Source organism: Rhodococcus opacus B4, from assembly GCF_000010805.1.
Classification (GTDB): Bacteria; Actinomycetota; Actinomycetes; order Mycobacteriales; family Mycobacteriaceae; genus Rhodococcus_F; species Rhodococcus_F opacus_C.
Genome location: NC_012522.1, coordinates 5898559 through 5925066 on the forward strand (window position 1 = coordinate 5898559; position 26508 = coordinate 5925066).

Consider the following 26508-nt stretch of genomic DNA (forward strand, 5'->3'; position numbering starts at 1 on the left):
TGGCCGGAAGCCGCCGACCACGGCGGTTGTGCGACTCATCGTGTGCCTTTCGGGTCATGGGTTCCAGGGAACGAGAATGGGGCGGGGCAGCGCGGAGGCACCGGACCGGCAGTGTCCGAACAGTCACCGGCATTTCAGGGAGGCTATGTCCGAGGAAGTCGAGCGTGGGAGCGCTGTCAGGATGTCGGGATTCGGTCTCTCAAAGGACCCCACCACGTTCGGAAAAGCCGGAGAACGGCATGCAAGTCGAGGGGATACGACATCGGGACGCCCGACCGGTTGCCGGCCTTTCGAGGGTTGCTTGCACGCCTGAGGCGCCACGATGACGGGAGCACGGTGATCGCGCCGGTAGAGGGTGCGAAGCACGGCCGCGGGCACGCCGCTGACCGGGGGCGATGATTGGCACGCTCCGTACTCCCCGACGGTGCAGGTTCCTTCACTCCGCGTTGTCTATTCGAAAATCCGAAAGCGGTTTCGATTGATTCGAATAGAAGGGTTTCGTGATTGGTGCGCAGGCGTTGGATCAGCACACGTATCTGCGGCAGGCGGTGGAAAGTGTGGGATTGGCGGAGGTGGTCGGCTTCCTCGAGGCGTACGAGCGGCGCCGAGGGGACCAGGTGGAGCCGCGGTATCTGTTGGTCGGGGAGGATGATCAGGTGGAGTTGCCGACGGAGGTGCATGCCGCGCTCAAGCAGGTCGTGGGCGAATTGCAGGCCGGTCGTGCGGTGACGGTGGCACCGCGGGCAACGATGTTGACCACGCAGCAGGCCGCGGATCTGCTGGGCGTGAGCCGGCCGACGGTGCGCCGGTTGATCGATGTGGGGGAGTTGCTGGCGGAGGTCGGCACTCGGCATCGGCTGTTGTTGCCCGATGTGCTCGAGTATCAGCAGCGCCGTGCCCGCCAATACGAGATACTCGCCCAGACGGTTGTTCGGATTGACGACGAGGACGATCCAGCGGTGGTAGCGGAGCAGCTGAGGGCCGCGCATAAGGCGGTCGCGGAGCGCCGGCGCACCCGTAGCGCGGATCGATCACCGCGGCGGGTGATCGATAAGGCAGCCGGGGTGTTCGCAGCAGTTCTCGACACGTGTGTTCCCTGGCCGAGCCTGCAGCGGGACTTCCTGCTGTCGATGGCGGTCGAGGGTTTGTGCCGGCCGTTGTGGTCGGAGGTAATCCTCGACGAGCTCGAGTTCCACGAGGCCGCGAAACTGGAACGACGCGGGCACAGTGCGGCGACCGCCCGAACGCTGGTGCGCGGCTCGCGGGAACGATGCGCGAGCACTTCGTCGACGCCCTGGTGACCGGCTGGGAGCCACTCGAGGGCACGTTCTCGATGTCCGATCCCGACGATGAGCATGTCGTTGCGACCGCCGTCGTCGGCGGGGCAGGGGTGATCGTCACGCTGAATCTGAAAGGCTTTCCTCGAGAACGAGTTCCCGGGAACATCCAGGTGATCTCGCCGGCGGAGTTTGCGGCCGACACAGTGTCGGCGTCGGCGGCAGCCGCTGCGCGGGCGGTGTAGATGCTCGCGACCCGCCTGGCGCGGCCGTCGATGACCGTGGCGGAGGTCCTCGATCAGTTGGTGGTGCGCTACGGCATGAACGATGCCCTTGCACTGCTGCGTGATCGAGGGGGATCGCCTGCGCGGCCAGACATGAGCGAAGTTGTTCGTATTGTGTCGTGGCGCTTCCTGCTTCGTACCCCACGACGTCGAGTTGGATGGAAGGGGGAGGAGCTATTCACCCATGTCATAGGTTGTCGATCCGGGCGGAGGTCCCGCGACGCGACCGCAATGAACCGATCGGGGGCACCCGCTCACCCGTCAGGAACCGGGAGTTCAATCCAGTCGACCTCATGGCGATGGGAGGGTGCGCGTACATTCCGCGTTTTGTGGCCTGGTGTGACCTGGGCGCGGGTGCGTCACCGCAAACCGCTCGTCGACACGGACCCCGACTCGCCTCCGCCCCCCGATCATCCGCTCGCCCCACCGGATCCGACACATCCGCATGCCCGCCGGCAAGGCCATCACCTGCCCGACGCCTCGGTCGGCGCCGATGGCCGCTACATCTACACGATCGACATAGACGCCCGAATGGGCTGGCGCAGCAGCGAGTTCGAGGAGACGATCTTCTTCTGCGGCTATGACCTGCACGTGATCACCGATGTACTGTCCGGCCCCGGCCCCGGCCGCGGCCCGGTGGTGCTCGTCGACCGGTCGATGAACCTCTCACCAGCCGGGTCGCACAAGGGAAACTGCGGCCTGCCCGCTGTTGAGGCACTCGGTGACCGCATCGGAAAGCCGCGCCAACTCATCGCCGACCGCGCCTACAACTACGTCACCAACGACACGTTCGCGATCCCGGTCTGGCGGCTGGGCTACATCACCATCTACGACCTGCACCCGGTCCAGCGCGGGACGCACCCGGGCCCCGGGGGCAGCGACACTATCTGGATCGACGGCGTTCTCTACCCGACCAGCCTTCCCGAGGGGTTGCACGACATCGAGCCGATCGAGGCGAAGATGGACGTCGGCGTGCGTGCGCGGCTCGAGCGGCAGCACCAGGCGCGGCAGGCCTACGCCTTCGTTCTACACGGCGCCCGGCGTCCGGACGGGTCGCGGCGGTACCGCGGTCCGGCTGTCCCACCGGCGCGGGTGCGCTGCCCGAACAACCCGATCTCGATGCGCGAACCGCAGAGCGTGCCGACGACGTCCCGCACACCGGGCACGGCATGCGGGTGCGGGCGCACGGTCACCCTGACCGACTCGGATTACCCGGACATGCGGATGCCGTTCCAGCACGGCACCCTCGCGTGGGAGGCGTCGTATCACCGCAGGGTGGGCATCGAGAGTGTCTTCGCGGACCTGAAGCGGAACCGGATGACCTGGCATCGTGGGTTCTTCCGCGGGTTCGGGATCCGCCGCTACACCCTGCTCGCCGGGTTCACCCTCGCGGCGTTGAACCTGCTGATCCTGCACGACGCGGCCACCCGCCGCGGAACGCTGGATTGTTGGGGTCGGTTCCTCGGAGAACCGGAGCCGGAGCACCGGCCGCGCAGACACCGGAGTCGATTCACCTCCGCCCGCCACGCCGCGACCCCAGCAGTCACCGGTCCCGGCAGATGACTACCCCGCCCCGGCAGCGGAATCTTCGGATTCCGCAGCACGACTGCGGCCAACCCACGAAGTCGAGCCGCTGGTAACCCACGAATCCGCAGCAAACACCACCATCAAGGCCTGAAGCGGGCGGATCGCGGCCCGTCGAAAAGAGAATCCAGCCCACGAACGCCGGGAGAAGGCGCAATCCGCGCCGGAAGGAAATCGCGGGCCAATAGGTGAACCCAACGGGCCTTGATGGGTGAACACCCATGGAGCCGATGACGGGAATCGAACCCGCGTATTCAGCTTGGGAAAGTGTTTCGGCGTTAGAACGGGCGTTTGAGCCGCTGTTGAAGTGCAGGTGGTCGCCTCGGTTCCACGATCATTTCTGCAGGTGAGTGGCTCTTCTCCGCGGTTCGTGTGCGTTTCGGGGGCGGCTCGTTGGCAGGCCGCAACGGTGCGTGCGCGCTTCAGGTGGAGGTACCCAGGAGGTACAGGTGGGAGCAGTACGGCTGTACCACGTTGGTTTGGCTCGGGCGGTTGTGGCATCATTCCGCAGTCTTACCCAGCGGCAATGCCGCAATGCCCCTCGGAGTCAGAATGTCAGTCCGTAGTAGACACGCCACGTTGGTTTGTGCGGTTGGTCTTGGAGTCGCACTGGTGCTCGCTGGATGCGGCAGTTCGACAAGCGACACCGCGACTACGGCGACCAGCACGCCGACTACCACGGTCGCGCAGCCACCTATCACGATGCCGCAAGAATCCCAGCCATACATCACTGCGGTAGACGAAAGAATCGCGCCGTGTCTCACCCCGTCGAAGGCTCCCGGAGCAGAGGCGTTCGGTCTCACCTGCGGTCCGGCAATAACCTCGACAGTTGCGGCGCTCGATGAGTGGCACGCACGACTGACGACCGGAGCCCCGAGTGCTCGCGCCGAAATCCAGAAGCGAATCTCTAATCTCGAATTCTGGAGGGACTATTGCATAACGTCTCAGCCGAACACGCCCCGACGTATGGAGTGCATCAAGTTCATGGTTACCGGCGACATAGGCATCGCGGTCATGACCGCGTTCAGTGAGGACACAAGTAGGCGGTAGGTTCTCGTTCAGCGCACTTTAGCGCCCGCGCTGGAGCGGCGACCCGCTGTGGAGGACTTCGATCTGATTCTGGAGCCGGCGGACGCAGCTGGATTCCGACGCGCGGTAACGACCAACTGTCGGTTCGGCTTGTCCAGTCTGGGGGTGACGTCCAAGCGGCGGTTGGGCTTGCCGTGATACCCGGCGATGGCCTTCGCCAGAATGCCCCGGCCTGCTGGGGTGCGGAACTCGGCACCGACCTTGACCCCCTTGTAGTCTCCGACCCGACCGACTGCGAGATGCTTCTCGAAGGAGCCGTGCACGTACCGGGGTCGGTGAGCCCCGACCGCGCGGGCAAACCGCCCTTGAGCGTCCCGCTTGTAGCTACGTCGCTTCATTATCGGTCGGTGGGCAGATCGGCCGGTAACGCCCGCCCTGGCTGGGTGGAGCGTCGTCAAGGTCGGGCGGTGTGAGCCCCGGCCCCCACGAGAACTCCGATCTCCCCGCAGGCTCGAAGGGGCTGGTGACTCGCGGACTTTCGTTCGGCATCGCTGTCACCACCTCAGGGTCGGGGCGGTGTAGGTGGAGCCGGTCGTCACCTGGAGCACGGCTGCCGCGCCACGATGGCGTACGCCGGTCCCAAATCCCCTGGCGAAGAAGCTGTCCTGGAGCGGGTAGCGCTGATCCCGACCAGGAATCACTCGCAGGCCCTGATAGGCCGGGTTCGTGTGCTGGCGGAACGCAACCGGGTTGATGGCGCTGTTCGGTCCGCCGGTGGCGACCACGGCCACGTACCCAACGGGGACAAACTCGCTCTCAATCAGCCATGCCGGGCCGTAGGAACCGGCGACAGGGAGGCTTCCGAACTCCCCGGGTGCAATCTGGCCCACGATGGTGTCTTCGCTGAGGTAAGCCGGAGCTGAGCTCGAAAGCACGAAGTCATATTTTGCGACCGGTCCGCCGGTACGAGACTCCACGCCCTTGCGCCACGTTTGGATCATTTCGCCTTCGACGGGGTTCGCGAGGATGAGGAGCTGGCTTCCAGCGCTCCGTCCGTACCCCTTGGAGGTGACCTGGCGAATCAGATCCTCGATGTCGCCGGAGTCGACGACGGCGGCGTTGGACGCAAGATAGTGGCTGGTCTCTGGCGCGAACTCCTTGCCCAGGTACGGCGGCGGCGTGATGCCGTCCGTCCCCGTCCACAGCCCGAACACACGGTGGTTCTCGGGGCTCAAGCGCTCCTCTGGGTTGAACAGCCGGTCCAGGATGGTCGTGGTGGTGTTCTTGTTGTCGGCCTCCAGTGCACGGGTGATGACGCTGCGTACCTGCTCGGCGCTGGCGTCGCGGAGAAACTGCCAGGTCATGCGGCTCGCCAGGTCGAAGTCCTTGAAGTCGTAACCCATTAGCAGCGCCTCGGGGGCCTCGCGGATGGCGTGCGGCTCGCCGAACTCGGAAGCTTGCTCGAAGCTGTCCGAGCTGACTGACTGTGGCACCGCGTCGGCAATCGCGGTCGTCGAGTAGCTGAGGAGCGCCGTCAACCGGGAGCGCTCGTTGTTGAAGATTTGGAGAATCTGCGCTACCTCGCCCCAGATGGTGTTTAGGTCGACGCCGTCGGCGGTCTGATTGACAAGCACATCTCCGGCGGTGCTGTAACCAGAATCGGAACCGCACAGTGGAACGAGATAGGGATCAAGGGTAGTCATCGGGACTCCGTTGAGTGGATTTCGCGACCTGCGCGGTGTCGGTGGCCTCTGGCCTAACGTTCGCGACCGGCGCACGGTGCCGGTCAGATCAGTATATACCGTTGTGCTGCTGCCGAATCGAGGTCGTTTCGCGGCTGTCCTGAGCCGGTACTTGCGTGGTGCCCCGCGTTGTGCAAGGCTTAATATTGCAACAACGTGAAGGCGCAGAGCGCCGCAGTCAGGGCTCGTGGCCCACCAACGAACGACATTTGTCGTGTGGTGGACACGGGCTTCTTGTTGTTCACCTCCCGACGCCAAAGACGGGAGAGGGAAGAATGAGTCGAACCGACGACCATGAAGAGCGAACGCGACAACTGGGATACGACCCGCTGTCAATTCCAGACATGTCCGAGACCGAAGTCTACGAGTTCCTACACAGCCTGAATCGTCACATCACCCCACGGAGTGTGCGGATGGCGATCGCGCGCAAAGAACTCCGTGGAGTGCGTAAGGGGCGAAAGTACCTCTTCAGTAAGCATGAGGCCATTCGCTGGATGCAAACCGACAGTACCGCCTACGGTGACGGCGGTGACGCAGCATGAACGAGTGGGACGAGCGATGGGTCTGGACCCCCGAAGAGATCGCGGCAATGGATGCCCGTGCCGAGCAACTGGACGCCGCTCTTCGTGACGTGCAGCGCTTCACGAGTCCGGCGCAAGTGTTGTGCCCCCAGAATGATCGGCTGCGGATAAAGCTCGCGTGGATACTGAAGGACCACCGCTCGCGGATGGCGGTGTGCCCGGTGATCGTGGACGGCGTGCTCGGGGGGTCGGACGGCACGGCGACGTGCGGCAATCCCAACGCCAAGTATCTAGCGCCGCGCGGCAGTGACTTTCTGCCGGAGTACGATCCGGACGATCCAGGGCAGCGCAATACGCCGCTGATAGTCCTGGCGTGGGAGCCGGACCATGAATGGATAGTGCGCTCGCCGTACACAATTGAGGACCTTCTGAACGGGTTCACCGTCCCTTCGTCGTACGAATGCAACTGGCACAACGGGTGTTGCCGTCCCGATCACCAGAGCAGCTGGGAGCGATCGTTGCTGGTTCTCACCAGGGGGCAGTTTCTGGTGTTGCTGTTGGTGTGCGCAGGATGTCGCGAAAATATGGACCGCGACTACGGCGGAGGGCTGCCATGGTGGCCGGTTCGTGTGGATGACGAATCGTCGTCTGGCTTCGATCCCTACCAGGGGAACTCACCTTCGTAAGAAGACTAGGGCTGCAACGCAATTCGCCCAGCCCCACTGGGTAAAATAGTTGGGCTGGGCGCATTACCCCAAGGAAGGTACCGAGCTCTCACTCGGGTTCGTAGCCGCCAGCGGGAGGACGAAGAACCGCCGAAGAGGGGCCTGAACATGAACAAGCCTACCAGCACAAACATACCGTCTGCAACGGCAAAAGCGCAGGAGCGAAGGCGAATTGCGCAGCAGTGGAGTGCGTTGGGTGCCTCGCCGATTCCTATCCGCGCCGACGGCAGTAAGAGGCCGGCGATCAAATGGAAGTCGTGTCAGAAGGTGTCCGCACTCTCCGTGCAGATCGACAAATGGTTCTCGCGCCCGAGGGGTTTGGGGATCGTTACCGGCGTCGGTGGGCTCGAGCTGCTGGAGTTCGAAACGTCCGTGGTCTGGTGGCAATGGTGCCTGAAGATGCGGGAGCACGGACACGCTGACGAGCTCGCAGCACTGTGCGGTGGGTATCTGGCACGAAGTCCCAGCGGGGGCTACCACCTGATCTACACGACGGACAAGCCCGAACCAAACCAGAAGCTGGCGCAGGCAGCTGAGCCGTACGTGCACTATCTGGACTCAAATCGGAACCCGGTCGAGACGCAGGTGCTGATAGAGACCCGCGGCGTAGGTGGGTACGTAATCGTCGCGGGTAGTGACGAGCGCACGCACCCCAGTGGTCGTTCGTATCGCCGCGAGTCCTGGGATGCCGAGTTGCTGGAACTGATGGCCTGCATGGAGCGATGGAAGCCGAGACGCGAAGGCGATCCAGAGCCCGAACCGGTCGAGCTTCTCCCGGACCAGGAGCCAGCTCCTGAACACCTATTCCATGTCTCCGCAGACCTGCGGGAGGACATGTTTGCGGCAGCACGGCAGCTTGACCAGCCCGCCGCAGTGCGCACGGCCACGGGTACGGGGCAGCCTGCCCAACGAGCCGTGGAGGGGCAGGGAGCGCCCGGTGTGCGCCCCGGTGTGGCGTTTGCGGGGGTTACCGCCTGGGCCGAAATTCTTGAACCGCACGGCTGGAGGAAGGACCCCACCGCCGATACGGAGGACTCCACCAAGTGGACGCGCCCCGGTAAGGACTCCGGCACCAGCGCCACCACTGACTATCAGGGAACCGGCCTGTTCTACGTGTTCACTACCTCGACCGACTTCGAGGCGGAACAGTCCTACACGAAGTTCGCTGTCTATGCCCTGCTGAATCATGACGGCGACTTTGAGGGCGCAGCGAAAGATCTGGTGTCGAAAGGGTTTGGCGACCCGCGGGAGCTCGCTACCGACGAAGGTGCGTTGGAAGAGCGGGTAGAGCAGGAAATCGGGAGGATCCGGGTTCGCGACCGCGCACGAGAGCGATACGCCGACGAGAAGGCCCGTGACCGCCTGAACGTTCATCCCGAGCGAGTGCTGGACGGACTGTCGTTCCTTACGGAAGACGCCGACACTGTGCCGCTCTGGGGTGAAGCGGAAAAGGTTCTGTGGGCGCAAGGAGAGGGGCTGATGATTTGCGGCCCGCAGGGCGTCGGAAAGTCGACCATTGTGCAGCAGTTGGTGCTCGCGCGAATGGGCCTGCGTGACCCCGAACTGTTCGGGTTTCCCGTCGCTCTGGATGACCGGCCGATCTTGTACCTGGCGATGGACCGCCCGCCCCAGATCCGTCGGTCTCTAAATCGAATGGTGGACAGCACCGACGAGGCTGTCGCTGCTGCGCTCAAGCGGCAGTTGGTCGTATGGTCGGGTCCACCGCCATTTGACGTAGGTGAGGCCCCGAGGGTGTTCGCCGATTGGGTTGCTCTCCATGGCCGCGAGCCAGGGCTCGTTGTGGTGGACTCGTTGAAGGATCTCGCAGGCGGCCTCTCCACTGACGAAACCGGAGGTGCGATCAACTCGGCCATGCAGTTGATCCTCGCCAACGGCACCGAGTTCATCGACCTGCACCATCAGCGGAAAGCCAACGCCGAAAACAAGAAGCCCGACAAACTCGCCGATGTGTACGGCTCTGGTTGGCTCACGGCGGGTCTGGGTTCGGTGCTGTTGGCGTGGGGTGAGCCCGGAGCCCGCACTGTGGAGCTGAGCCACCTGAAGCAACCGCAGGAGAAGGTTGGCCCACTGATGGTCAACCACACGCACGGCACCGGGGCGTCGTACGCTGCTGATCCGCTCGAGAAGCTCACAGAACTGGCGATTAGTGCTGGACCAGCGGGAATAACGGAAGCCGAGGCTGTGCGTGCTCTGTTCGACGTAGGGAGCGACGACGACGAGTACACCGCACGTAGGTCGAATGCACGGAGGAAATTGAAACGCCTCACGGAGGACGGTGTGCTCAAATACCGGGCCGGGTCCAGGGGAGGTAAGGGAGGGGGCGGAAATGCTGCTAGATACACGCATCACCTGGCGTGACCGGCAAACGCTGCGGGTTGCCAATTATGTTGCGGCAGTGCGTTTTACGTTTGGCAAACGCTGCAGTGGCGATTACCGCACGATTGCCGAAACGGTGGGAAGGGTGGGGAGGTTAACGTGAAACCCCAGGTAGAGGGCGTTTACCGGTTCGGTAATCGGGGGCGGTAATCGGGCACCGCTCGGAGGCGTTTACCGAACCGCCCTTCCCTATAGGGCGGTAAACGTCCGACCGCGCTGGTGTCCGAGACCCACTCTTGTCGAGTGTCTGGTGTGCAAGAAGGTGGCGAGGGAGAGGATTTACATGACAACGAAGAGTGAGCGGACGGCAGGGATTGTCGCGAAGGTGACCTGCATTGCTCGAAGGACGAACGGATCGCAATGCCTGAATCGACCTATGAAGGGGCAGAACATTTGCAAGAATCACGGTGGGGCTGCTCCGCAGGCGAGACGCAAGGCGGCAGAGCGCATCTTGCTGGCGCAAGACCTGGCCGCCGCGAAGCTTGTAGAGCTGATGAACGACCCCAATGTGCCGCCCGGTGTGCAACGGATGGCGGCTGCCGACTTGCTGGATCGCGGTGGAAACGTAGCGGCGCACGTGTTGGCGATCCCGGGGGTCAGTGGTGGCGACAAGCCGTGGGAGGTGCTGTTCGAATCGATTCTGGGTGGCAGCCGTGCAGAGAGCCGCGCCCAGCGGGGCATCCTGGACCGTGAGCCGCCCAAGTGGCTCACGGACGAGATAGCCGCAGCGGAGATTGTGGACGCCGAGGTGGTCGCCGAGGGAGTGTCGCCAGCGTGCGAAGCCTGCGGGGCGCAGTTCCCTACGGAACTACCCGACTGGCTGGACGCCTACCCGCAACTCTGTCGACCGTGTCGAGAGGAGCGCGGCCTACCCGACCCCGGCCGAGATGGGCGCAGTTACCCCGCTGGCGCGGTGCCGCAAGGCCAATCAGACCCGGCCAGCGGTGCGCAGGGCGGGCAAGCACCCCAGGCTGGCAGCAACCACCCCAAGCGCAACGGTCAAAGCCCTACAGCCGATCTGAGCGGTAATGGACTCGTCACGATGGAAGAGGCATTGGGGCAACTTCACCGGTCGAAACGGTCACGCCGACAACGTAAGTGAGTTTTGAACCGTGGGGCACGCGCGTAGTGTTGGGGGTGGCAAGGGGTGCACGCGACGTTGCACCCCCTGAATCACTAAGGGAGGCAGGCAATGAGAGTAATCGGTTACATCCGGGTGAGTACGAAGTCGCAAGGTGAAAGTGGACTTGGTCTAGAGGCGCAGCGAGATTCATTGCAGCGATGGTGCGATGCTCGCGGACACGAACTGCTCACTGTCACAATGGATGTTGTCAGTGGAGCGAAGGCGGGCTGCCTGCACGGGCGGCAAGTGGCGATCGCAGCGGTTGAGTCTCAGGTAGCGGACATTCTGTTGGTGCGCGCCCTGGATCGTGCGACGCGAGACAGCCTGGACGCAGCGCAGCTGATGCAGCGTGCACAGCGCTACGGTTGGCGTCTCATGGACTGTGAGCACGCAGACAGTGGTGCGCCGTCACAGCGCCTCGTCGCGGATATTACGCTGGCGGTAGCGGCAGACGAACGACGCAAGATCGGCACGCGGACAAGGGAAGCTCTGAACGCGAAACGGCAACGCGGAGAGGGCGGGTTGATGAGTATGTCTGCACAGCAGCGGATCAAGGTGCTGGCCGACCAAGGTTACGGAGCCAAGTCCATCGCCAATGTGCTTACAGCAGAGGGTATTCCAACCGCAAGAGGCGGAGACGGGTGGTCGTACAGCAGCGTCCGGCGCGCTCTTGAACGCATCAAGGCAGGAGTCTGAGATGTGGAGCAACGTTCGTGACATTGCGGCACTCCTGGAGTGCTACGAGACCGCACCGCAACGGACGGCGATGGTCGGGCTAATGGCAATCCTTGCCGATGAAGACGCGGTTCCGGGTTTTCGGTGCGAGATAACTGATCTGAACGCATTGCTAGCGTTCGTGATTGGCGAGAATCCCTGCCCGACCAAGACGCTGGCATTCGTCAACGAGTGCCGGGCAGCGCTCGGGCTGCGCCTTCACACCTGGGACGAATTCATGGAGCTTGAAGAACGCGCCAAGGCAGGCGCGTGATGGCGCACGTACAGAAGAGGACAACGCAGGCCGGAGTGGTGAGGTACGTGGTCAAGTGGCGTACTCCCGACGGCAAGGGGCGCAGCAAGGGCGGATTCCCCACAAAGAAGGCCGCCGAGGACTACGCCACCACCGTGGAGTACAACGCCAACCGGGGCACCACGTTCGACCCCAAAGCGGGCGGGGTCGCGTTCAGGCAAGCGGCGGGGGAGTGGCTGGCGTCTCGGCACGACCTGAAGCCGCGCACGCACGCGGAGTACGAGAATCTGTTGCGGCCGAAGACCACTGGACCACTTGCAACGCGAGCGCTGAGCATCGATGCCACATTCGGTGGGTATCCGCTGAACGCCATCACGCGGAAGCAGATCAGCGAATGGGTGCGGGCGCTCACCGCTGCGGGGAAGAAGCCCTCGACAGTGCGACACGCGTACTTCGTCGTGCGGATGGTGCTGGCGCAAGCCGTAGTGGACGGACGACTGACGACGAACCCCGCCGACTACGTGAAGCTGCCCAGTGAGCGCAGCGCAGCAGGAGGCACCCCCGGTGTTGTGGACGACCCAGACATGTTCCTCACGGCCGAGCAAGTGTCCGGGCTGGTGGTCTCCACGCCCTGGCCGTACAACGTGCTCGTCCATCTGGCTGCGTGGTCTGGGCTGCGCGCTGCCGAGCTGGCCGGGTTGCAGGTGGGCGACGTGGAGCTGCCCGCCGCGACGATGAACCCCAACGCCCGGCCCAAGCCCGGCACGCTACGGGTGGAGCGCACGGTGATAGCGCTCGACGGTAAGCCCACCTACGACACCCCCAAGACCAAAGGGAGCCGGCGGAGAGTGCCTCTGACCCCGGCGACAGTGGCGGTACTGCGCGATTACCTAGCCGCGCACCCCAGGCGGGACGAAGCTACGGCCCCGTTGTTCCCGGCGATGCGGCTGGTGGCCGCTAAGCCCACGGGCTTGCGGGCCACCGACGCCAGCGGCAAACGCATTGTCCCGAAGGCGGAAGACGCCCTGGCCGCGCTCTCGATTGAGGATGCCGAAGGGCGGCTGACGCTGGACTGGGACGTGGTGCTGCGGCACCCCACCTTCTACAAAGCGGTCTACCGACCTGCGGTGTTGCGGGCGAACCGCCTCGGTGCAGCCCTGCCGCCCGCCTTGAAGTTCCACGCCCTGCGGCACACGTACGCCAGTCTGTGTGTGGCGGCAGGCATCCCACCGCTGGAACTCGCCCGGTTCATGGGGCATGCCAAGGTTACGACGACGCTCAGCGTGTACGCGCACCTCTTCGAGGACGACCACGCCGACGCTATGGCCGCTCTGGGCGCGATGGGCACTACGCCTCGGCAGACCGGCAACGTTGTGCCAATCCGCCGAGGTGACGTGGGCTAGCTGATATTGCCGAGCGTCCACGCGCTGACATGTGCCAACAGGACACGCGTGAAGCCGACGGGCATGGGCGTGCCCCCGGGGATGATGACTTTGGCTTCCTTCAGGTGTATGTGTCGCGTCAGCTCGTAGTTGGTTTCGACGTCGGACTCGCGCCGCCCCTTGTGGTCCGCAGCCATCTTGCCGAAGAACAGGTCGGAATAGAGCTCGGCTGCTTTCATCGTCTCGTCACTCGTGCCGGGGCGGAACTCTCTCTGTCGTTCGTTCGCCCACTCGTAAAACTCCTCAGCAGAGGAGACGACCCCTGACATGATCGTTCCGGACAGGAACAGGACAACCCCGACACCCGCACGGGCGCGGTTCGCAAACTCTGACATTTGCTGGAGCGAGACATCAGGGTGTGCCGACCAGTCGTCCGTGGTCGTCAGCTTAGGGTAGTCCGCCCCGGCGCTCTTCGCGTCGACGGTCGTGGGGTTGCCTGTGGCGTGTGCAATCTCGGTCATGTCGAGCAGTATGTCAGTACACACCGACAGGTTTCTTCCGCGATCGGAGGTCGATGCCGACGCACCGGGGCAAGGCCCCGGTTCAAGCGACCGAGAGCATGCTTCCGGCGTACCCAGCGACGACGCCGAGAAACAGAAGGCCCACACCGATCCACCGACGCCGTTTGCTGATGGAGTACTGCGCGCTCACAAAATCCATAAGCGCCTGTCTCTCCAGGCGGGAACTCGGACCCAGCTGATCGGCAATCTGTTCCCTCGCTTGAACGGGAATCGTCGGACCGCGAATCACGCCGCCACCGAAGCCTGGGTAGGTGCGCCCGCTCTGTCTCTCCATCTCGCGCAGGTGCTCTTCCTTTGCTTCCTGCGCATCATCGAGCTGTTCCTTGAAAGCATCCATGTTGCGCTGGGCCTGTATGACGTCCATCACTACCAGCAACGCACCCGAAAGCTGAAACAGCAGCGCCAGCGAATAGAGGGAGTACACCACCAGATTCATGGTGCAAGTGTCCCAGGGTTCGCCGACATCCGTATGGTCGCCGCCAGCTTCGGCGACGAACAACGAACGTCGGACGTCCCCAGGTCCTTTGGGCTTCCCGCCGCGCGCACTTCCTTGCTAGAGATCGAGGCTGACGTTTTCCAATGCCCAGCCGGTCACCTGCGATAGGCGAAGGCGCAGATAGGCATGGCGAAAGTGTCGATTATTTGTGGCGATCGTGGCAGGCGCGTTCTGGAGAGAGCACTGTGCGTCCTTGATGGTGAGGTACGTCGTCCTTTCGAGGACCTCTTGCAGCTCGTCGTCGCTGTATGCCTGGGAATGGCGAGCCTTGATTGTATCTGCCACGGGGGAGAGGTAGTTGTCCGCGACATCGATCGCGCCCTCGTTTGAAGCCATGCGCTCGCGGATTTCTTCGTCGGAATGACGGAAGAACTCGGCATCTGGGGCCGTGATCCCAGTGACCACACCCCAGGGGAGGTACAGGGTGACCCCGATTCCCCAACCCATACGGTTCGCGGAGAACGCGAGTTTTTGGAGTTGAAGGTCCGGCGAGCCGAACCAATCCCGCGTTTCAGCCAGGTCGACCTCGCCGGGGTTGTACTTCTCGGAAGTCTCAGTTGTCATCAAGGGAGTATTGCATCAGACACCGACAACCTTCACAGATTCGCGTGCGGCATATTCGCGTGTAACGACATTCGCGAGCGTAAGCACTTTCGTGGCATCAGGTGGGTCTCGACACGGGTCGTTGTGACGACTTAAGTAGTGCTATGAGCAATCTTCCTTGGCATCGGGCTTCGGTGCTCGCCCTCATAATCGGAGCAGGTGGTCTGACAGCGTGTTCGTCGGGAGACGAACAAACATCGGAACCGACCACAACAACTGCACAACAACAGATGGTGACGGTCTCCCCCGAAGCCGTGGACCAGTTTGTGGCTGCGGTGCGGGCGCAGAATCTCGTACCCGCATCAATGCCGGACGAACAAATACGGCCGGTGGTCACCAATGTGTGCCGCCTGGCGGGGACTGGCAGCTCGTACGGTGATCAATCAGCCGTGGCGGCCGATCAGCTGAACCTGCCTCCCGCGGGTGACGCGGTAGACGACGTGATGACGTTGGTCTACGACATTGGCTGCCCGGAACAGCGCTAGCGGCGGGGTGGAGTACCCCGGATGAGGCGGGCGGAGGTACCGGGGAGGTACTGGCTACAGTTCGGGCTACAGTGGCCAGGTGCGAAAACCGCTCTACCTGCGCTAATGATGGAGCCGATGACGGGAATCGAACCCGCGTATTCAGCTTGGGAAGCTGATGTTCTGCCATTGAACTACATCGGCGCGCACGATATTGGGCGCCCGTAGGCAGGCCCAACACCCTGCGGCGGAAAGAGTATCAGATCGTGATCCGGACTACCCGGGCACACGCGCGGAGTGTCATACGAGGGGTTTGCCGGTCCGCATTCTGCGTCGCAGATCGCGCATGAGCAGGATGTAGGGGAGCTCGCGGACGGTGACGGGGATGCGCCGGCTGACGGCGCCGATGGTGCTCATCGTCCGGTCGAAGCGCCGTTGATCCTTCGCTGTCCAGGTGAGGTGCATCTGGTCGCGGAACAGGGGCGGGAGGAAGCCGGTGGTGAAGAACAGGTTGAGGCGACCGAAGAGGCGGGACACGACGGCGGGCATGAACTCGACCTTCGCGAGGGACAGCAGGTACTCGCGGATGGTGTCGTCGATCGACACGTTGGCGAGCGATTTCTCCCAGTACTCGTCGAACGCGGCCCGGTTCTCGGGCCACAGTTCCTTGGGCACCTGCAGGGTGGTGCCGAAGGTGGCCCCCTGCTGGTAGAAGTATTCGCTCTCGGTGGCGGTGAGTTCTCCGTGCATGGAGCGGTGGACGTCCTCGAACCCGTGGTAGATGCAGGCGGCGACCCACAGCTGCAGTTCGGGGTCGAACGCGTTGTACTGCACGGGGCTGTCGGGTCCCGACTTCACCTGGGCGTGGGCGCGGTTGACGCCCTTGCGGAACTGGGCCTTCTCTTCCTCGGTGCCGCGTGCGGCGACGACGAGGTAGGTGAGGGTGGTCCGGGTCCGCTTGATCGGGTGCCGGAAGATCTGTCCGCTTTCGACGCGGCTTTCCACGACGCCGTATCCGACGGCGGGGTGGGAGAGCTGCATGATCACGTTGGCTGCGCCGGCGAGCAGGCCGGCGCCGTCCATGACGAGTTCGAGTCGGTCCGGCACCTCGAGAGATGTCGACATGTGCACTCCTGTCGCGAGCGGTGAATTCCCTATCTGAATACGACCGTACTCACATATATGTGAGGAGTCCAGAGGCAAGTGCGAAGATGTTTCCATGGCAATCGCGTCGGACCGGGTTTACGGCGGCCAAGAGGGTGACCAGCGTCGATCGGAACGACGCGGCCAGCTCATCGAGGCCGGACTCGACCTGCTCGGCAGCGCGGACGGCGACCACGCCCTGACCGTGCGCGGAGTCTGCAAGCAGGCCGGACTCGCCACCCGCTACTTCTACGAGAGCTTCCCCGACCGCGACGCGCTGACCGTCGCCGTCTACGACCACGTCGTCGAGCGCATCGCGACCAGCACCCTGGACGCCGTGACGAACGCCGGGCCGGGGGAGCGCGAGATCGTCCGGGCCGGGGTCCGCAACATCGTGCGGGAGGTCGCCGAGGATCCACGGCACGGCCGGCTCATGTTCTCGGTGGCGCAGTCGAGCGCGGTGCTGGCGCAGCGTCGGCTCGACAGCTCGCGACTGTTCGCGGGCCTGGTCACGAAGCAGACGGTCGGGTACTACGAGGTGGCCGAGAGCCCGCGCCTCGACCTCGCCGCGCACTTCATGGTCGGCGGCCTCGCCCAGACCCTGACGGCATGGCTGAACGGGACCGTGACGCTCCCCGAGGAGGAGCTGGTGGACACCTGCACGGAACTGCTGCTCTCGATGGCCATCCACACCCGTTAACCTCTACCTGTGCTCCTCTCCGATCGTGATATCCGTGCCGAACTCTCCGCTGGACGTCTGGGCATCGACCCGTTCGACGATTCGATGGTCCAGCCCTCGAGCGTGGATGTCCGCCTCGACAGCCTGTTCCGGGTGTTCAACAACACCCGCTACACGCACATCGACCCAGCTCAGCGACAGGACGAGCTGACGACGCTGGTCGAGCCGGCGGAGGGGGAGCCGTTCGTTCTGCACCCCGGCGAGTTCGTGCTCGGTTCCACGCTGGAGGTGTGCTCGCTGCCCGACGACCTGGCCGGACGCCTCGAGGGCAAGTCCTCGCTCGGCCGCCTCGGACTGCTCACGCACTCGACGGCCGGGTTCATCGATCCGGGCTTCAACGGGCACATCACGCTGGAACTGTCCAACGTCGCGAACCTGCCCATCACTCTGTGGCCCGGGATGAAGATCGGCCAGCTGTGCCTGTTGCGGCTGTCGAGCGCCGCGGAGCACCCCTACGGCAGCTCGGCCGTCGGCTCCAAGTACCAGGGCCAGCGCGGCCCGACGCCGTCGAAGGCCTACCTCAACTTCGCGCAGCGCTGAGTGCCGGCGGCACCGCCGAAAAGGTGCAAACCGAGTGGTCCGCTACTCGTGTGTATTGCGGCGAGTAAGAGAAGACTGGGATTCGAAGCCGCCCTCTCCTGGGCGTTCGATCCCGGAGGCCGCCATGAAAGACGTAGTCGTGTTGTTGCCCGGCATCGGCGGGTCGGTCCTCGCGCGTGACGGCAAGGACGTGTGGGCACCGACCCCGGGAGTCGCGCTGGCGAGCGTGCTCTCGCTGGGCCGGAACATCAAACGCCTGAAACTCGACGGCGACGACCCGGACGTCGACGACCTCGGCGACGGCGTCGCGGCCACCCGGCTGGTGCCGGACTTCCACTTCGTTCCCGGCCTGGACTGGAAGATCGACGGCTACACGAAGTTCCGGAACGACCTCGTGCGCCGGTTCGGGGCCGTTCCCGGCGACAACTATTTCGAACTGCCCTACGACTGGCGGCGCGACAACCGGGTGGCGGCCCGCACCCTGGCCAGGCGCTCCCACGATTGGCTGGCGCGCTGGCGTGAGAAGTCGGGCAACGCGGACGCCAAGCTCGTGCTGGTGTGCCACTCGATGGGCGGAATCGTCGCCCGGCTGTTCCTCGAACTGCTCGAGGGGTGGCGCGACACCCGCACGCTCGTCACGTTCGGCACTCCGTACTCGGGTTCGGTCAATGCGCTCGACTTCCTCGTCAACGGATTCCGCAAGGGCTGGGGTCCGTTCACCGTCGACCTCGGTGCGCTGATCGGATCCTTCACGTCCGCCTACCAGTTGCTGCCGTCGTATCGGTGCATGGCGGGCGACGACGGGGCGTGGCTCGCGCTCGACGACGACAAGCTCGACTGGTCGGGGACGAGGCTCGACGCCGGCCGGATGGGTGCGGCGGTGCGTCTGCACCGCGACCTCCGCGACGCCGTCGACGCGCGGCTGCAGTCGGAACAGGGCGGCTACGACATCCGTCCGGTGATCGGCGACTTCCAGCCCACCAAGTGGGCCGCCCGGCTCGCCGGGACGACGGTCGAGACGATGACGGTCCGCGGGCCCGGCGCGAGTGGCGGTGACGGCACGGTGCCGAAGCTGTCGTCCACCCCGCACGAGCTCATGACGGGATGGAAGAACGCGGCGTTCTTCAGCCAGCGGCACGGCTCCCTGCAGAACGACGACCCGGTGCTCGACCACGTGGGCGGGATCCTGAACACCGCAATTCTCGCGCCCCCGAACGTGTTTCCGGCGGTGAACGAATCGGTCGCGCTGGAGGTCGACGATGTGACGACCGCCGAGCCGCTGGTGATCCGCGCGCGAACCGGTGCCGGGGGCGCTCGGCTGGTCGCGACGGTCGAGCCCGTCGCCGGCGGTCCGAGCCGGCAGCACCCGCTGTCGCCGGCCGTCGACGGCTGGCAGCAGGCCGCCCTCGACGGATTACCCGCCCAGGATTACCGGATCACCGTGCGCGCGCCCGGAGTGCACCCGGTCACCGACGTCGCGAGTGTGGTCGACCTCGACGAGATCGCCCGGTCGGTCGACGCCTAGGAGCGCGGAAACATGAGACCCGCACCCGGTTTCGAGGAACTGGAGATCAGCGTTCTCCGGGCGGGCGACCACGTCTGGCTCTCGGCGCAGTCGCGGATGGGCTCGGTCTTCGCGGTGCGGCGCGAGATCCCGGAATGGAAGCTACCGAACGCGGTCACGGGAAGGACGATCGACGCGCCGTCCGAATGGCTGACCGACACCGTCCGGCACGCGCGCACCGACGCCGCGGCCCCCGCGCTCGACGTCGGGAGAGTGTTGACGGATCTGGTGTTCGGGATCCCCGACATCGAGACACTGCTGCAGCAGAGCCGGGGAATCGCCGGGTCGGAGGGGACACAACTCCTCGTGCGCATCCTCGCCGCACCGCAGGAAGTGTGCGCCTGGCCGTGGGAGTTGCTGCTGGATCCGCAGCGACCCGACCAGTTCCTCGCCATGGCACGCGACGTCCACGTGGTGCGATCCGGACGGTCGCGCACCTACCCGATACGGCAGCGGCCGATCGAGCCGCCGCTCAATCTCCTGCTGGTGATGTCGAGCCCGCTGCGGGAGGGCCCGGACGATTCCGAGGCCCCGTTCGACCTGTACGCCGAGAAACGCAGCCTGCTGTCGGAACTGCGGCCCCTGGTCGATCGTGGTCTGCTCCGGGTGGTGGTCGAGGACCGGCCGTCCGTCGAACGTCTCCGCAGTCGAATGGGCATGCAGAGACGCGGGTTTCACCTCTTCCATTATCTCGGCCACGCCAATCCGGACGGTCTGAAGGTGGAGCGGCGCAACGGGCGCGGGATGCTGTTGCCGAGCCAGGAGTTCGCGTTGCTGCTGCAGCAGCTGCCGGACCTCCGGCTGGCCGTGTTCGCGGGTTGCGAGACGGCCCGCGCGCCGGACGGCGCCACCGACGACGACCCGTGGCCCGGACCGCTGTCGTCGGCCGACATCTGCGTGCGTGATGCGTGCCCGATGGTGATCGGGATGCAGGCGGTGCTGCCGTTCCGGACGGAGCGACTGCTGACGCGCTTCTTCTACCAGGCGCTGACCGCCGGGCAGCCCGTCGCGGAGGCGTTGCGGCTGGCGCGGCTCGCCATCAACGGCGACGACAACAGCGGCGACCCGCTGCTGGACTGGGCGGTGCCCTGCCTGTTCGTCGGGGGAAGTGAGCCCGGCGCGATCATCGACCCGGACGCGAAGGCGCGGCCGGAACCGTCGCCTCGGCGGATCTCGCGCCGGCTCGGGATCCGTCAGGGCGAACTCCGCTTCATCTCCCGGCTGGCGGAGCTGAGGGAGGGGGTGGACGTGCTGTCCGGGCGGACGTCCGCCCGGCTGCTGCACGTGGTCGGAATGCCCTCGACCGGAAAGACCGCTCTCCTGGACCGAGTGCTCGAGGAGCTCGACCCGCCGATCGCGCATCTGTTCGTCAGCGCGAAACGACTTCTCGCGAAACCCGATCCGCTCCGCGAACTGTCCCGGCTCGTTGCCGAGTTGATGGACGACGCCGGGGTTCGCGCCGCCCGGCCCGGCAGGCTCAGTGCCGGTGACTGGTGGGAGCGACTGCTCGACGACCTCACCGAAGTCCCCGCCGCGATCGTCGTCGACGACGGCGACCTGCTTCTCGGCGACGACGCCTCGGGCCTCCTCACCGCCCTGACCCTGCTGACACAGCGCCGGGGCGACGCGCGGCTCGCCGTCGCGACCACCGGGGAACTCGCCGGATTGACCGAGTCGCTCCACGCCACGGAAGTGCGCACGATCCGCCTCGACGCCCTGTCGTGGCCGGAAGTGTGGCAATGGATCCGGCGCAATCTGCCCACGCTGACGCGATACCCGGAGCAGGATCTGTCCCGGCTCTACACCGATGTGCGGCACCTGGAACTGTGGGAGCAACTGGCGGATCTCGCCGCCCAGAACGGCACGTTCGAGCCGCAGAACCTGCCGCTCCTGGTCCGGCAACTCGGCGTCGGCGCCGCGAAGCCGGTGCCGCCGGTGCCGAACGGGTCCGACTTCTTCGGTGCCGAAACCACTGCGCCCGAGACCGAGGCGGCCGCCGCGGCGCCGGTGCGGCGCGCACTGCGGTTGGCGGTGGCGGGACCGTTCACCGCCGGTCGCCGTGAGGAGATCGCGGTGGCCGTCACGCAGTGCGCCATCCGGCACGACGTTCCCGGCCGGGTGGTGGCCGGCGAGACAGGGCAGGGCGAATCGGCACTGGCCGAACTGCTGCCTCAGGAGCTGGCCTTCGCGCGCGGTGTCCCGTCCGAGCGGGACGTCTGCCGGTGGATGGAGGACGCTGCCCGCGCCGACGCGGACATCCTGGTGTTCGACTACGGCAACGCCATCCCGTCGGACGCGCAGAACACCGTCATCGCGCGCCTGGTCGGCGACGGGCGGCTTGTGATCGTCTCGGGTGACCACTCGGACGAACCGGCGTATCCCGCGTGGAGTGCGGACGCGTTCGCCGTCGGGGCCGTCGAGGACGACGGCACGCTCACCCACGAAACCCCGTACTTCCCCGACGCGGGCAAACCCGACGTCTACGCGCCCCGGACGATCACCGGGACGACGTGCGAGCGGCTGGTCGACCGGCCGGAGATGGAGGGCACGACCTTCGCCGCGCTGTACGTGGCCGTCGCGGCGATGCTGGTCTGGGCGACCGACCGCGACCTGGTCGCGCGGGACGTCCGGACGCTGCTGGTCGAGACGGCGACACCGATTACGACGCCGCGGGGTGACACCGCGAAGCAACTCGACGTCGACGCGGCACTGGACAGGGTGCGGCGGGACGTCGTCGTCGGCGCACTCGGATCGGGCGCACTCGAAGTCGGGCAGCTGCTCGCGGAGATCCCGATCCGCCCGGAACTGGCGGTTCCGCTGCTCGACGCCCTGGTGGCCGATGGCAGCCGCATCCGGCGGGTCGTCCGCAACGGCGTCGAACAATACGAACGCGCCGACGCCGCGGTCGGACGGAGAAACGAGTAGTCCGCTACGCACGACCGGTCCGACCGCGACGACAAGGCTGGCAAGCACAGCCGCCCGCCTACGTGAGGACCGAGTCATGACCATCGTCGACAACATCGGAGACGGGCAGTCGCAGCGCGCGAAGCCCGCGGGAACGTTCGAGGCGGAACGGCAGCGACAACACGACGCGGCGGAACTGCGTGCGCGGGAACGGGCACCCCAGCGGGGTGAGCACGTGGACGCACTCACCGGTCCCGGCGGGGTCGCCGCGGCGGATACACCCGAGCGGATCGCGAAGCGAGTGGACCGGCTCGGACGCTACTACGGCGCGGAAGGCTGGGAGCCGGACACCCTCCCGGACCGGGTTCTCGAGAAGATCCTGGGCACAGCCGATTTCGTCGGCGCGCGCTACCTCGACGCCGGTGTCGCCGCGGCCCGGTCCATCGGGCGCGTGAACATCCGCGACGCACGGGGAGCCCTGCAGGGCTACGGCACCGGCTTCCTCGTCTCGCCGACCCTGCTGCTCACCAACCACCACGTGCTGCCCGACGCGGACACCGCGCGCAGCAGCGTGATCGAGTTCGACTATCAGGACGGCGTCGACGGAAAGCCGCGCCCCGTGCAGATGTTCCCCCTCGACCCGGCCCGGTTCTTTCTCGCCGACCGGGAACGCGACTTCGCCCTCGTCGCGGTCGGGGCCGAGCCCGGGACGCTCGCACAGTTCGGTTTCAATCCGCTGATCCAGGCGGAGGGCAAGGCCGTCATCGGTGAATTCGTGACGATCGTGCAGCATCCCCGTGGCGACAAGAAGCAGATCGCCCTGCGGGAGAACCGCATCGTCGACATTCCCGAACGGTTCCTGCACTACTCGGCCGACACCGAACCCGGATCCTCGGGTTCACCGGTGTTCAACGACCAGTGGGAGGTGGTCGCCCTGCACCACGCGAGCGTGCGGGCGCCGCAGCACACCGAGTTCGGCGGAGTCCTCAACGAGGGGGTGCGGATCAGCCGCATACTCGAATACGTGCGTGCGCAGAACCTGACCCCGCCGTGCAGGGACCTCGTCGACGAGGTCCTCGGCGCCGAGCGGGCGGCACCTGCGGAGCGCCCGGTGCCGGACCGCGAACGGGAAGTGACCGTCCGGGTTCCCCTCGAGATCACGGTGCGTCTCGGATCCGTCGAGTCACCGGCCGCCGAGCCGGAAGCGATCTCGATCGATCCGAACTACGCCACCCGGGGCGGGTACGACCCGAACTTCCTGCGGGTGCCGCTGCCGCTGCCCGGGTCGCCGTCGGTGGCGTCGCCGGAGTTGAAATACCACCACTTCAGCGTCGTGATGCACCGCGAGCGGGCGCTGGCACTGTTCACGGCCGTGAACATCGACGGACGGCAGTCGCAGAGCCCCCGGCGCGACAGCGACAGGTGGATCCTCGACCCCCGGCTTCCCGCCGACCAGCAGACGGGGGAGGACGTGTACCGCGACAATCCGCTGGACCGGGGGCACCTCGTGCGGCGTCTCGACCCGGCCTGGGGCCCGCTCGCCAAGGCGGCTAACGACGACACGTTCCACTTTACGAATTGCACTCCGCAACACCACAATTTCAATGCGGGGCAGACGCTGTGGCTGGGCCTCGAGGATTACGTCCTGAAGAACGCGGACACCGCCGACCTTTCCGTGAGCGTCGTCACCGGTCCCGTTCTGGCGCCGGACGATCCGGAGTATCGCGGGGTGGCTCTGCCGCGTCAGTTCTGGAAGACGGTGGCCACGGTGAAGCAGGACGGCACCCTTTCCGTCACCGGTTACCTGCTCAGCCAGGCCGCCCTGCTCGATGAGTTCGCGGAGGGGGAGGAAGCATTCTCCTACGGCGCGTACCGCACGTTCCAGGTGCCCGTCCGGCGGATCGCCCGGTTGACCGGGCTGGACCTGGACGCCTACGTCGCCGCCGACCCGCTCGAACGGATCGAGGCGAGCAGCCTGCCCCGCGAACTGATCCGTCCCCAGGACCTGATCCTCTGAAACCGGAAGGAAACCCGACGCCATGAGCACCACCGAATCAGCGGCCGAACTGCCGACGCGCCGCACGTGCGGGGCGATGGACGTGCACCGCCGGCTGTTGACCGAGTCGGAGTCGTATCGCATCGCCCGCTCGGAGATCGAGAATCAGAGCATCGAACTGGAGCCGTTGCAGTCGATCGCCGCCCGCGGGCCCGTACGGATTCCGGTGGTCGTGCACGTCGTGTTCACGACCGCGGCGCAGAACATTTCCGATGCGCAGGTCGAGAGCCAGATCGCGGTGCTCAACAAGGATTTCCGCGCCGCCAACGACGACATCGACACCGTTCCGCCCGTGTTCGAGCAGCTGATCGGCGACCCCGGAATCGAGTTCTTTCTCGCCGACACCGACCCGCACGGCCGGCCGTCGAACGGAATCACGCGCACCGCAACCGAAGTCGAGTCTTTCGGCCAGGACGACGGCGTGAAGTCCGCGGAGGCCGGCGGCGCCGACCCGTGGCCGACGCAGCGGTACCTGAACATCTGGGTGTGTGCGCTCGGTGGTGGTCTGCTCGGGTATGCGCAGTTCCCCGGCGGCCCGGTCGACACCGACGGCGTCGTGATCACGTACACCGCGTTCGGCACGACGGGCACTGCGCGGGCCCCGTTCGACCTGGGGCGCACCGCGACCCACGAGATCGGGCACTATCTCAACCTCTTCCACATCTGGGGCGACGACGGAACCGGCTGCCGGGGCTCCGACGAGGTCGCCGACACACCCAATCAGGGCGGGCAGAACGTCGGGATGCCGCGCTTCCCGCACATCAGTTGCGGGAACGGCCCCCACGGCGACCTGTTCATGGATTACATGGATTACACCGACGACGCGGGGATGGTGATGTTCACCAAGGGGCAGGGCGCCCGGATGGGGGCGTGCCTGGACGGCGTCCGGAAGAAGTTGTGGACCGGGCGGGCCGCGAGTCCGGCGACCTCCGCGCTCGCGGCTCGGGCCGCCGCCGGCCGCTGGGGGCATTCGTTCGAGGAGGATCACGACGGCCTCCGCGTCTACCGGCCCGCGGGATTCGACTTCCCGCGCGCGAGGGGGCGCGGTGGAATCGAATTCCGGCCGGACGGCTCGTTCGTCGACTGGGCCGTCGGCCGCGGTGACGCCGACGAACCGCGGGAGGGCACGTGGGTGTCCGGGGACGACGACGGCAGGCTGGAGGTGACCACGGCGGCGGGCGAGACGCGCACCGTTCGCGTGGTCCGGTTCGACGAGGACCGGCTGGAGTTGGACATCGGTGATGCCTCCTGACCCTAGCGGTCACACCTACCTGCGGAGATATAATTCTCGGACCTGGTATTCACACTCAGTGACGCGGTTCCGCCGTACTCGGGGAGACGGATTGGCGCGCCCCGAAAGGAATTCCGATGTCTACACGAAAAGTGCTGGGTCGACTGGGAGCAGTGTTCGCCGTCGCGGGCGCACTGTCATTCGCGGTGCCCGGTGCCGCATCCGCCGCGCCGTTCGTCCCCGGCTCGATGTCGACGTGCGCCCCCGGTGCGTGGCTGACGTTCAATGCGGAACGGGTCGCGCCCGACCGGATCCGGTACACCACCGCCGCGCCGCTCGCGCAGTGGAACGGCGCCGTCGTGCAGTTCACGAACCTCACCACCGGGTTCCGGGGTGTCGCGTTCGTCAACGACCCGGTACCGGCGGCCGTGGGGTTCGGACCGGTGCTGAGTGAGATCGCCGGGCTGCTGCCGTGCTTCGTCAGCGCGGGCGTCACCATGTCGTAGCGCGACTCAGCTGGGGTCGGAGCCCCGGACCGCCGCCCACCATACGGCGACGGCCGCGGCCACGCAGGTCGCGCCGGCAAACGCCGGAAGCCCGCCGCCCGCGACGTACACCCACAGTGCCCCGGCGAACGGCGCCGCCACCGCGAACTGGGCGTCGAGGAGGAGCCTGCGGGCGGGCCGTGTCGCCACCCGGGCGCGCACCGGACCGTCCGGATCCGGACGCGACGGATTGTCGATCAACCGGCCGGGCGGTGTCGAACGACGCACCCGCCCGGCTGGGAGGAGTCGCCGCCCGTTCCAGGTCACGACGCTGCGCCTGCCGGCGTCGTGCACGGTCGCCGTCGTCGGCGTCGGCATCGTGACCAGGACCGGATCGAAGAACACGGGTATCCACAGCGAACCCGGTTCCTCGTCGACCTCGATCCACGACCTGCTGGTCAGCCGATGCTGCTGGCGGACCCTGCGTACGGTGGCGACGCGACCCTGCTCGGAACCCCTCCGGGTGGCCGCGAACCAGGTGTGACCGGTGACACCGAGCACCGCCGCCGCCACGACGACCAGCGCGCTGAGCTGATCGGCGTCGGCGAACGGCGTCAGTGCGGCGCACACCAGCAGCGCGCCCACGCCGACGGCCACCGGGTAGCGCACAG

23 protein-coding genes and 1 tRNA gene are annotated in these 26508 nt (G+C 65.9%); 17 read left to right on the plus strand and 7 right to left on the minus strand.

Features of this window, described 5'->3' with window-relative positions:
* The first annotated feature begins 500 nt into the window (after positions 1-500).
* From ROP_RS26920 to ROP_RS26930, 3 genes are all read left to right on the plus strand, one after another.
* Complete coding sequence (locus tag ROP_RS26920; protein ID WP_015889175.1) at positions 501-1301, plus strand: helix-turn-helix domain-containing protein; 801 nt, start codon at positions 501-503, stop codon at positions 1299-1301.
* Positions 1271-1522, plus strand: a complete 252-nt coding sequence (locus ROP_RS43845; protein WP_015889176.1) for a PIN domain-containing protein — start codon at positions 1271-1273, stop codon at positions 1520-1522. The genes ROP_RS26920 and ROP_RS43845 overlap by 31 nt, the downstream gene beginning before the upstream one ends.
* A 378-nt stretch (positions 1523-1900) precedes the next feature.
* Complete coding sequence (locus ROP_RS26930; protein WP_015889177.1) at positions 1901-3124, plus strand: hypothetical protein; 1224 nt, start codon at positions 1901-1903, stop codon at positions 3122-3124.
* A 1604-nt stretch (positions 3125-4728) separates the two neighbouring features.
* Here the strand turns inward: ROP_RS26930 and ROP_RS26935 are convergent.
* The gene (locus tag ROP_RS26935; RefSeq protein ID WP_015889178.1) at positions 4729-5877 is read right to left on the minus strand and encodes a hypothetical protein; all 1149 of its coding nucleotides are present in this window, start codon (positions 5875-5877) and stop codon (positions 4729-4731) included.
* Between the two features lie 577 nt (positions 5878-6454).
* Here ROP_RS26935 and ROP_RS26945 point away from each other — a divergent pair.
* The 6 genes from ROP_RS26945 (at position 6455) to ROP_RS26970 (ending at position 13052) form a co-directional block, all read left to right on the plus strand.
* Entirely contained in the window at positions 6455-7123 is a 669-nt protein-coding gene (locus ROP_RS26945; protein ID WP_043825383.1) for a hypothetical protein, read from the plus strand.
* 147 nt (positions 7124-7270) lie between these two features.
* Positions 7271-9541 carry an AAA family ATPase gene (locus ROP_RS41505; protein ID WP_080512527.1) on the plus strand — a complete coding sequence of 757 codons (2271 nt, stop codon included), beginning with the start codon at positions 7271-7273 and terminating at the stop codon, positions 9539-9541.
* 301 nt (positions 9542-9842) lie between these two features.
* The gene (locus tag ROP_RS26955) at positions 9843-10661 is read left to right on the plus strand and encodes a hypothetical protein (protein ID WP_231868991.1); all 819 of its coding nucleotides are present in this window, start codon (positions 9843-9845) and stop codon (positions 10659-10661) included.
* Between the two features lie 90 nt (positions 10662-10751).
* Positions 10752-11378: a recombinase family protein gene (locus tag ROP_RS26960; RefSeq protein WP_050785132.1), complete on the plus strand. Its 627-nt coding sequence runs from the start codon at positions 10752-10754 to the stop codon at positions 11376-11378.
* A 1-nt stretch (position 11379) separates the two neighbouring features.
* A complete protein-coding gene (locus tag ROP_RS26965; RefSeq protein ID WP_015889183.1) occupies positions 11380-11670 on the plus strand; it encodes a hypothetical protein in 291 nt (96 codons plus the stop codon).
* Positions 11670-13052: a tyrosine-type recombinase/integrase gene (locus tag ROP_RS26970; RefSeq protein WP_043826833.1), complete on the plus strand. Its 1383-nt coding sequence runs from the start codon at positions 11670-11672 to the stop codon at positions 13050-13052. Before ROP_RS26965 ends, ROP_RS26970 begins: the two co-directional genes overlap by 1 nt.
* On the opposite strand, the gene ROP_RS26975 is transcribed toward ROP_RS26970, so the two are convergent.
* The 3 genes from ROP_RS26975 to ROP_RS26985 all read right to left on the minus strand — a co-directional run bounded on the left by ROP_RS26975 (position 13049) and on the right by ROP_RS26985 (position 14672).
* Complete coding sequence (locus ROP_RS26975) at positions 13049-13552, minus strand: hypothetical protein (RefSeq protein WP_148222517.1); 504 nt, start codon at positions 13550-13552, stop codon at positions 13049-13051. The two genes, ROP_RS26970 and ROP_RS26975, sit on opposite strands and share 4 nt — an antisense overlap.
* 82 nt (positions 13553-13634) lie before the next feature.
* Positions 13635-14048: a hypothetical protein gene (locus ROP_RS26980; RefSeq protein ID WP_015889186.1), complete on the minus strand. Its 414-nt coding sequence runs from the start codon at positions 14046-14048 to the stop codon at positions 13635-13637.
* A gap of 117 nt (positions 14049-14165) precedes the next feature.
* Positions 14166-14672, minus strand: a complete 507-nt coding sequence (locus ROP_RS26985; protein ID WP_015889187.1) for a hypothetical protein — start codon at positions 14670-14672, stop codon at positions 14166-14168.
* 143 nt (positions 14673-14815) lie between these two features.
* On the opposite strand from ROP_RS26985, the gene ROP_RS26990 reads away from it, so the two are divergent.
* Entirely contained in the window at positions 14816-15196 is a 381-nt protein-coding gene (locus ROP_RS26990) for a hypothetical protein (protein WP_148222518.1), read from the plus strand.
* 109 nt (positions 15197-15305) lie between these two features.
* Here ROP_RS26990 and ROP_RS26995 read toward each other — a convergent pair.
* Positions 15306-15379 (minus strand) — tRNA-Gly (locus ROP_RS26995).
* Between the two features lie 96 nt (positions 15380-15475).
* Entirely contained in the window at positions 15476-16300 is an 825-nt protein-coding gene (locus ROP_RS27000; RefSeq protein WP_015889188.1) for an oxygenase MpaB family protein, read from the minus strand.
* A gap of 94 nt (positions 16301-16394) precedes the next feature.
* Between ROP_RS27000 and ROP_RS27005 the strand changes: the two genes are divergently transcribed.
* The 7 genes from ROP_RS27005 to ROP_RS27035 all read left to right on the plus strand — a co-directional run bounded on the left by ROP_RS27005 (position 16395) and on the right by ROP_RS27035 (position 25858).
* A complete protein-coding gene (locus tag ROP_RS27005; protein ID WP_015889189.1) occupies positions 16395-17018 on the plus strand; it encodes a TetR/AcrR family transcriptional regulator in 624 nt (207 codons plus the stop codon).
* A gap of 9 nt (positions 17019-17027) precedes the next feature.
* Positions 17028-17597: a dCTP deaminase gene (gene dcd / locus ROP_RS27010; protein WP_015889190.1), complete on the plus strand. Its 570-nt coding sequence runs from the start codon at positions 17028-17030 to the stop codon at positions 17595-17597.
* 124 nt (positions 17598-17721) lie between these two features.
* On the plus strand, positions 17722-19122 hold the full coding sequence (locus ROP_RS27015; protein WP_015889191.1) for a lipase/acyltransferase domain-containing protein: 1401 nt from the start codon (positions 17722-17724) through the stop codon (positions 19120-19122).
* 12 nt (positions 19123-19134) lie between these two features.
* Positions 19135-22086: a CHAT domain-containing protein gene (locus tag ROP_RS27020; RefSeq protein ID WP_015889192.1), complete on the plus strand. Its 2952-nt coding sequence runs from the start codon at positions 19135-19137 to the stop codon at positions 22084-22086.
* A 76-nt stretch (positions 22087-22162) separates the two neighbouring features.
* On the plus strand, positions 22163-24082 hold the full coding sequence (locus tag ROP_RS27025; protein WP_015889193.1) for a DNA/RNA non-specific endonuclease: 1920 nt from the start codon (positions 22163-22165) through the stop codon (positions 24080-24082).
* Positions 24083-24104: 22 nt separating this feature from the next.
* On the plus strand, positions 24105-25373 hold the full coding sequence (locus tag ROP_RS27030; RefSeq protein WP_015889194.1) for a zinc metalloprotease: 1269 nt from the start codon (positions 24105-24107) through the stop codon (positions 25371-25373).
* Positions 25374-25489: 116 nt separating this feature from the next.
* A complete protein-coding gene (locus ROP_RS27035) occupies positions 25490-25858 on the plus strand; it encodes a hypothetical protein (RefSeq protein ID WP_015889195.1) in 369 nt (122 codons plus the stop codon).
* A 6-nt stretch (positions 25859-25864) separates the two neighbouring features.
* Here ROP_RS27035 and ROP_RS27040 read toward each other — a convergent pair whose 3' ends face one another.
* Entirely contained in the window at positions 25865-26506 is a 642-nt protein-coding gene (locus ROP_RS27040; protein WP_015889196.1) for a membrane protein, read from the minus strand.
* Between the last annotated feature and the right edge of the window lie 2 nt (positions 26507-26508).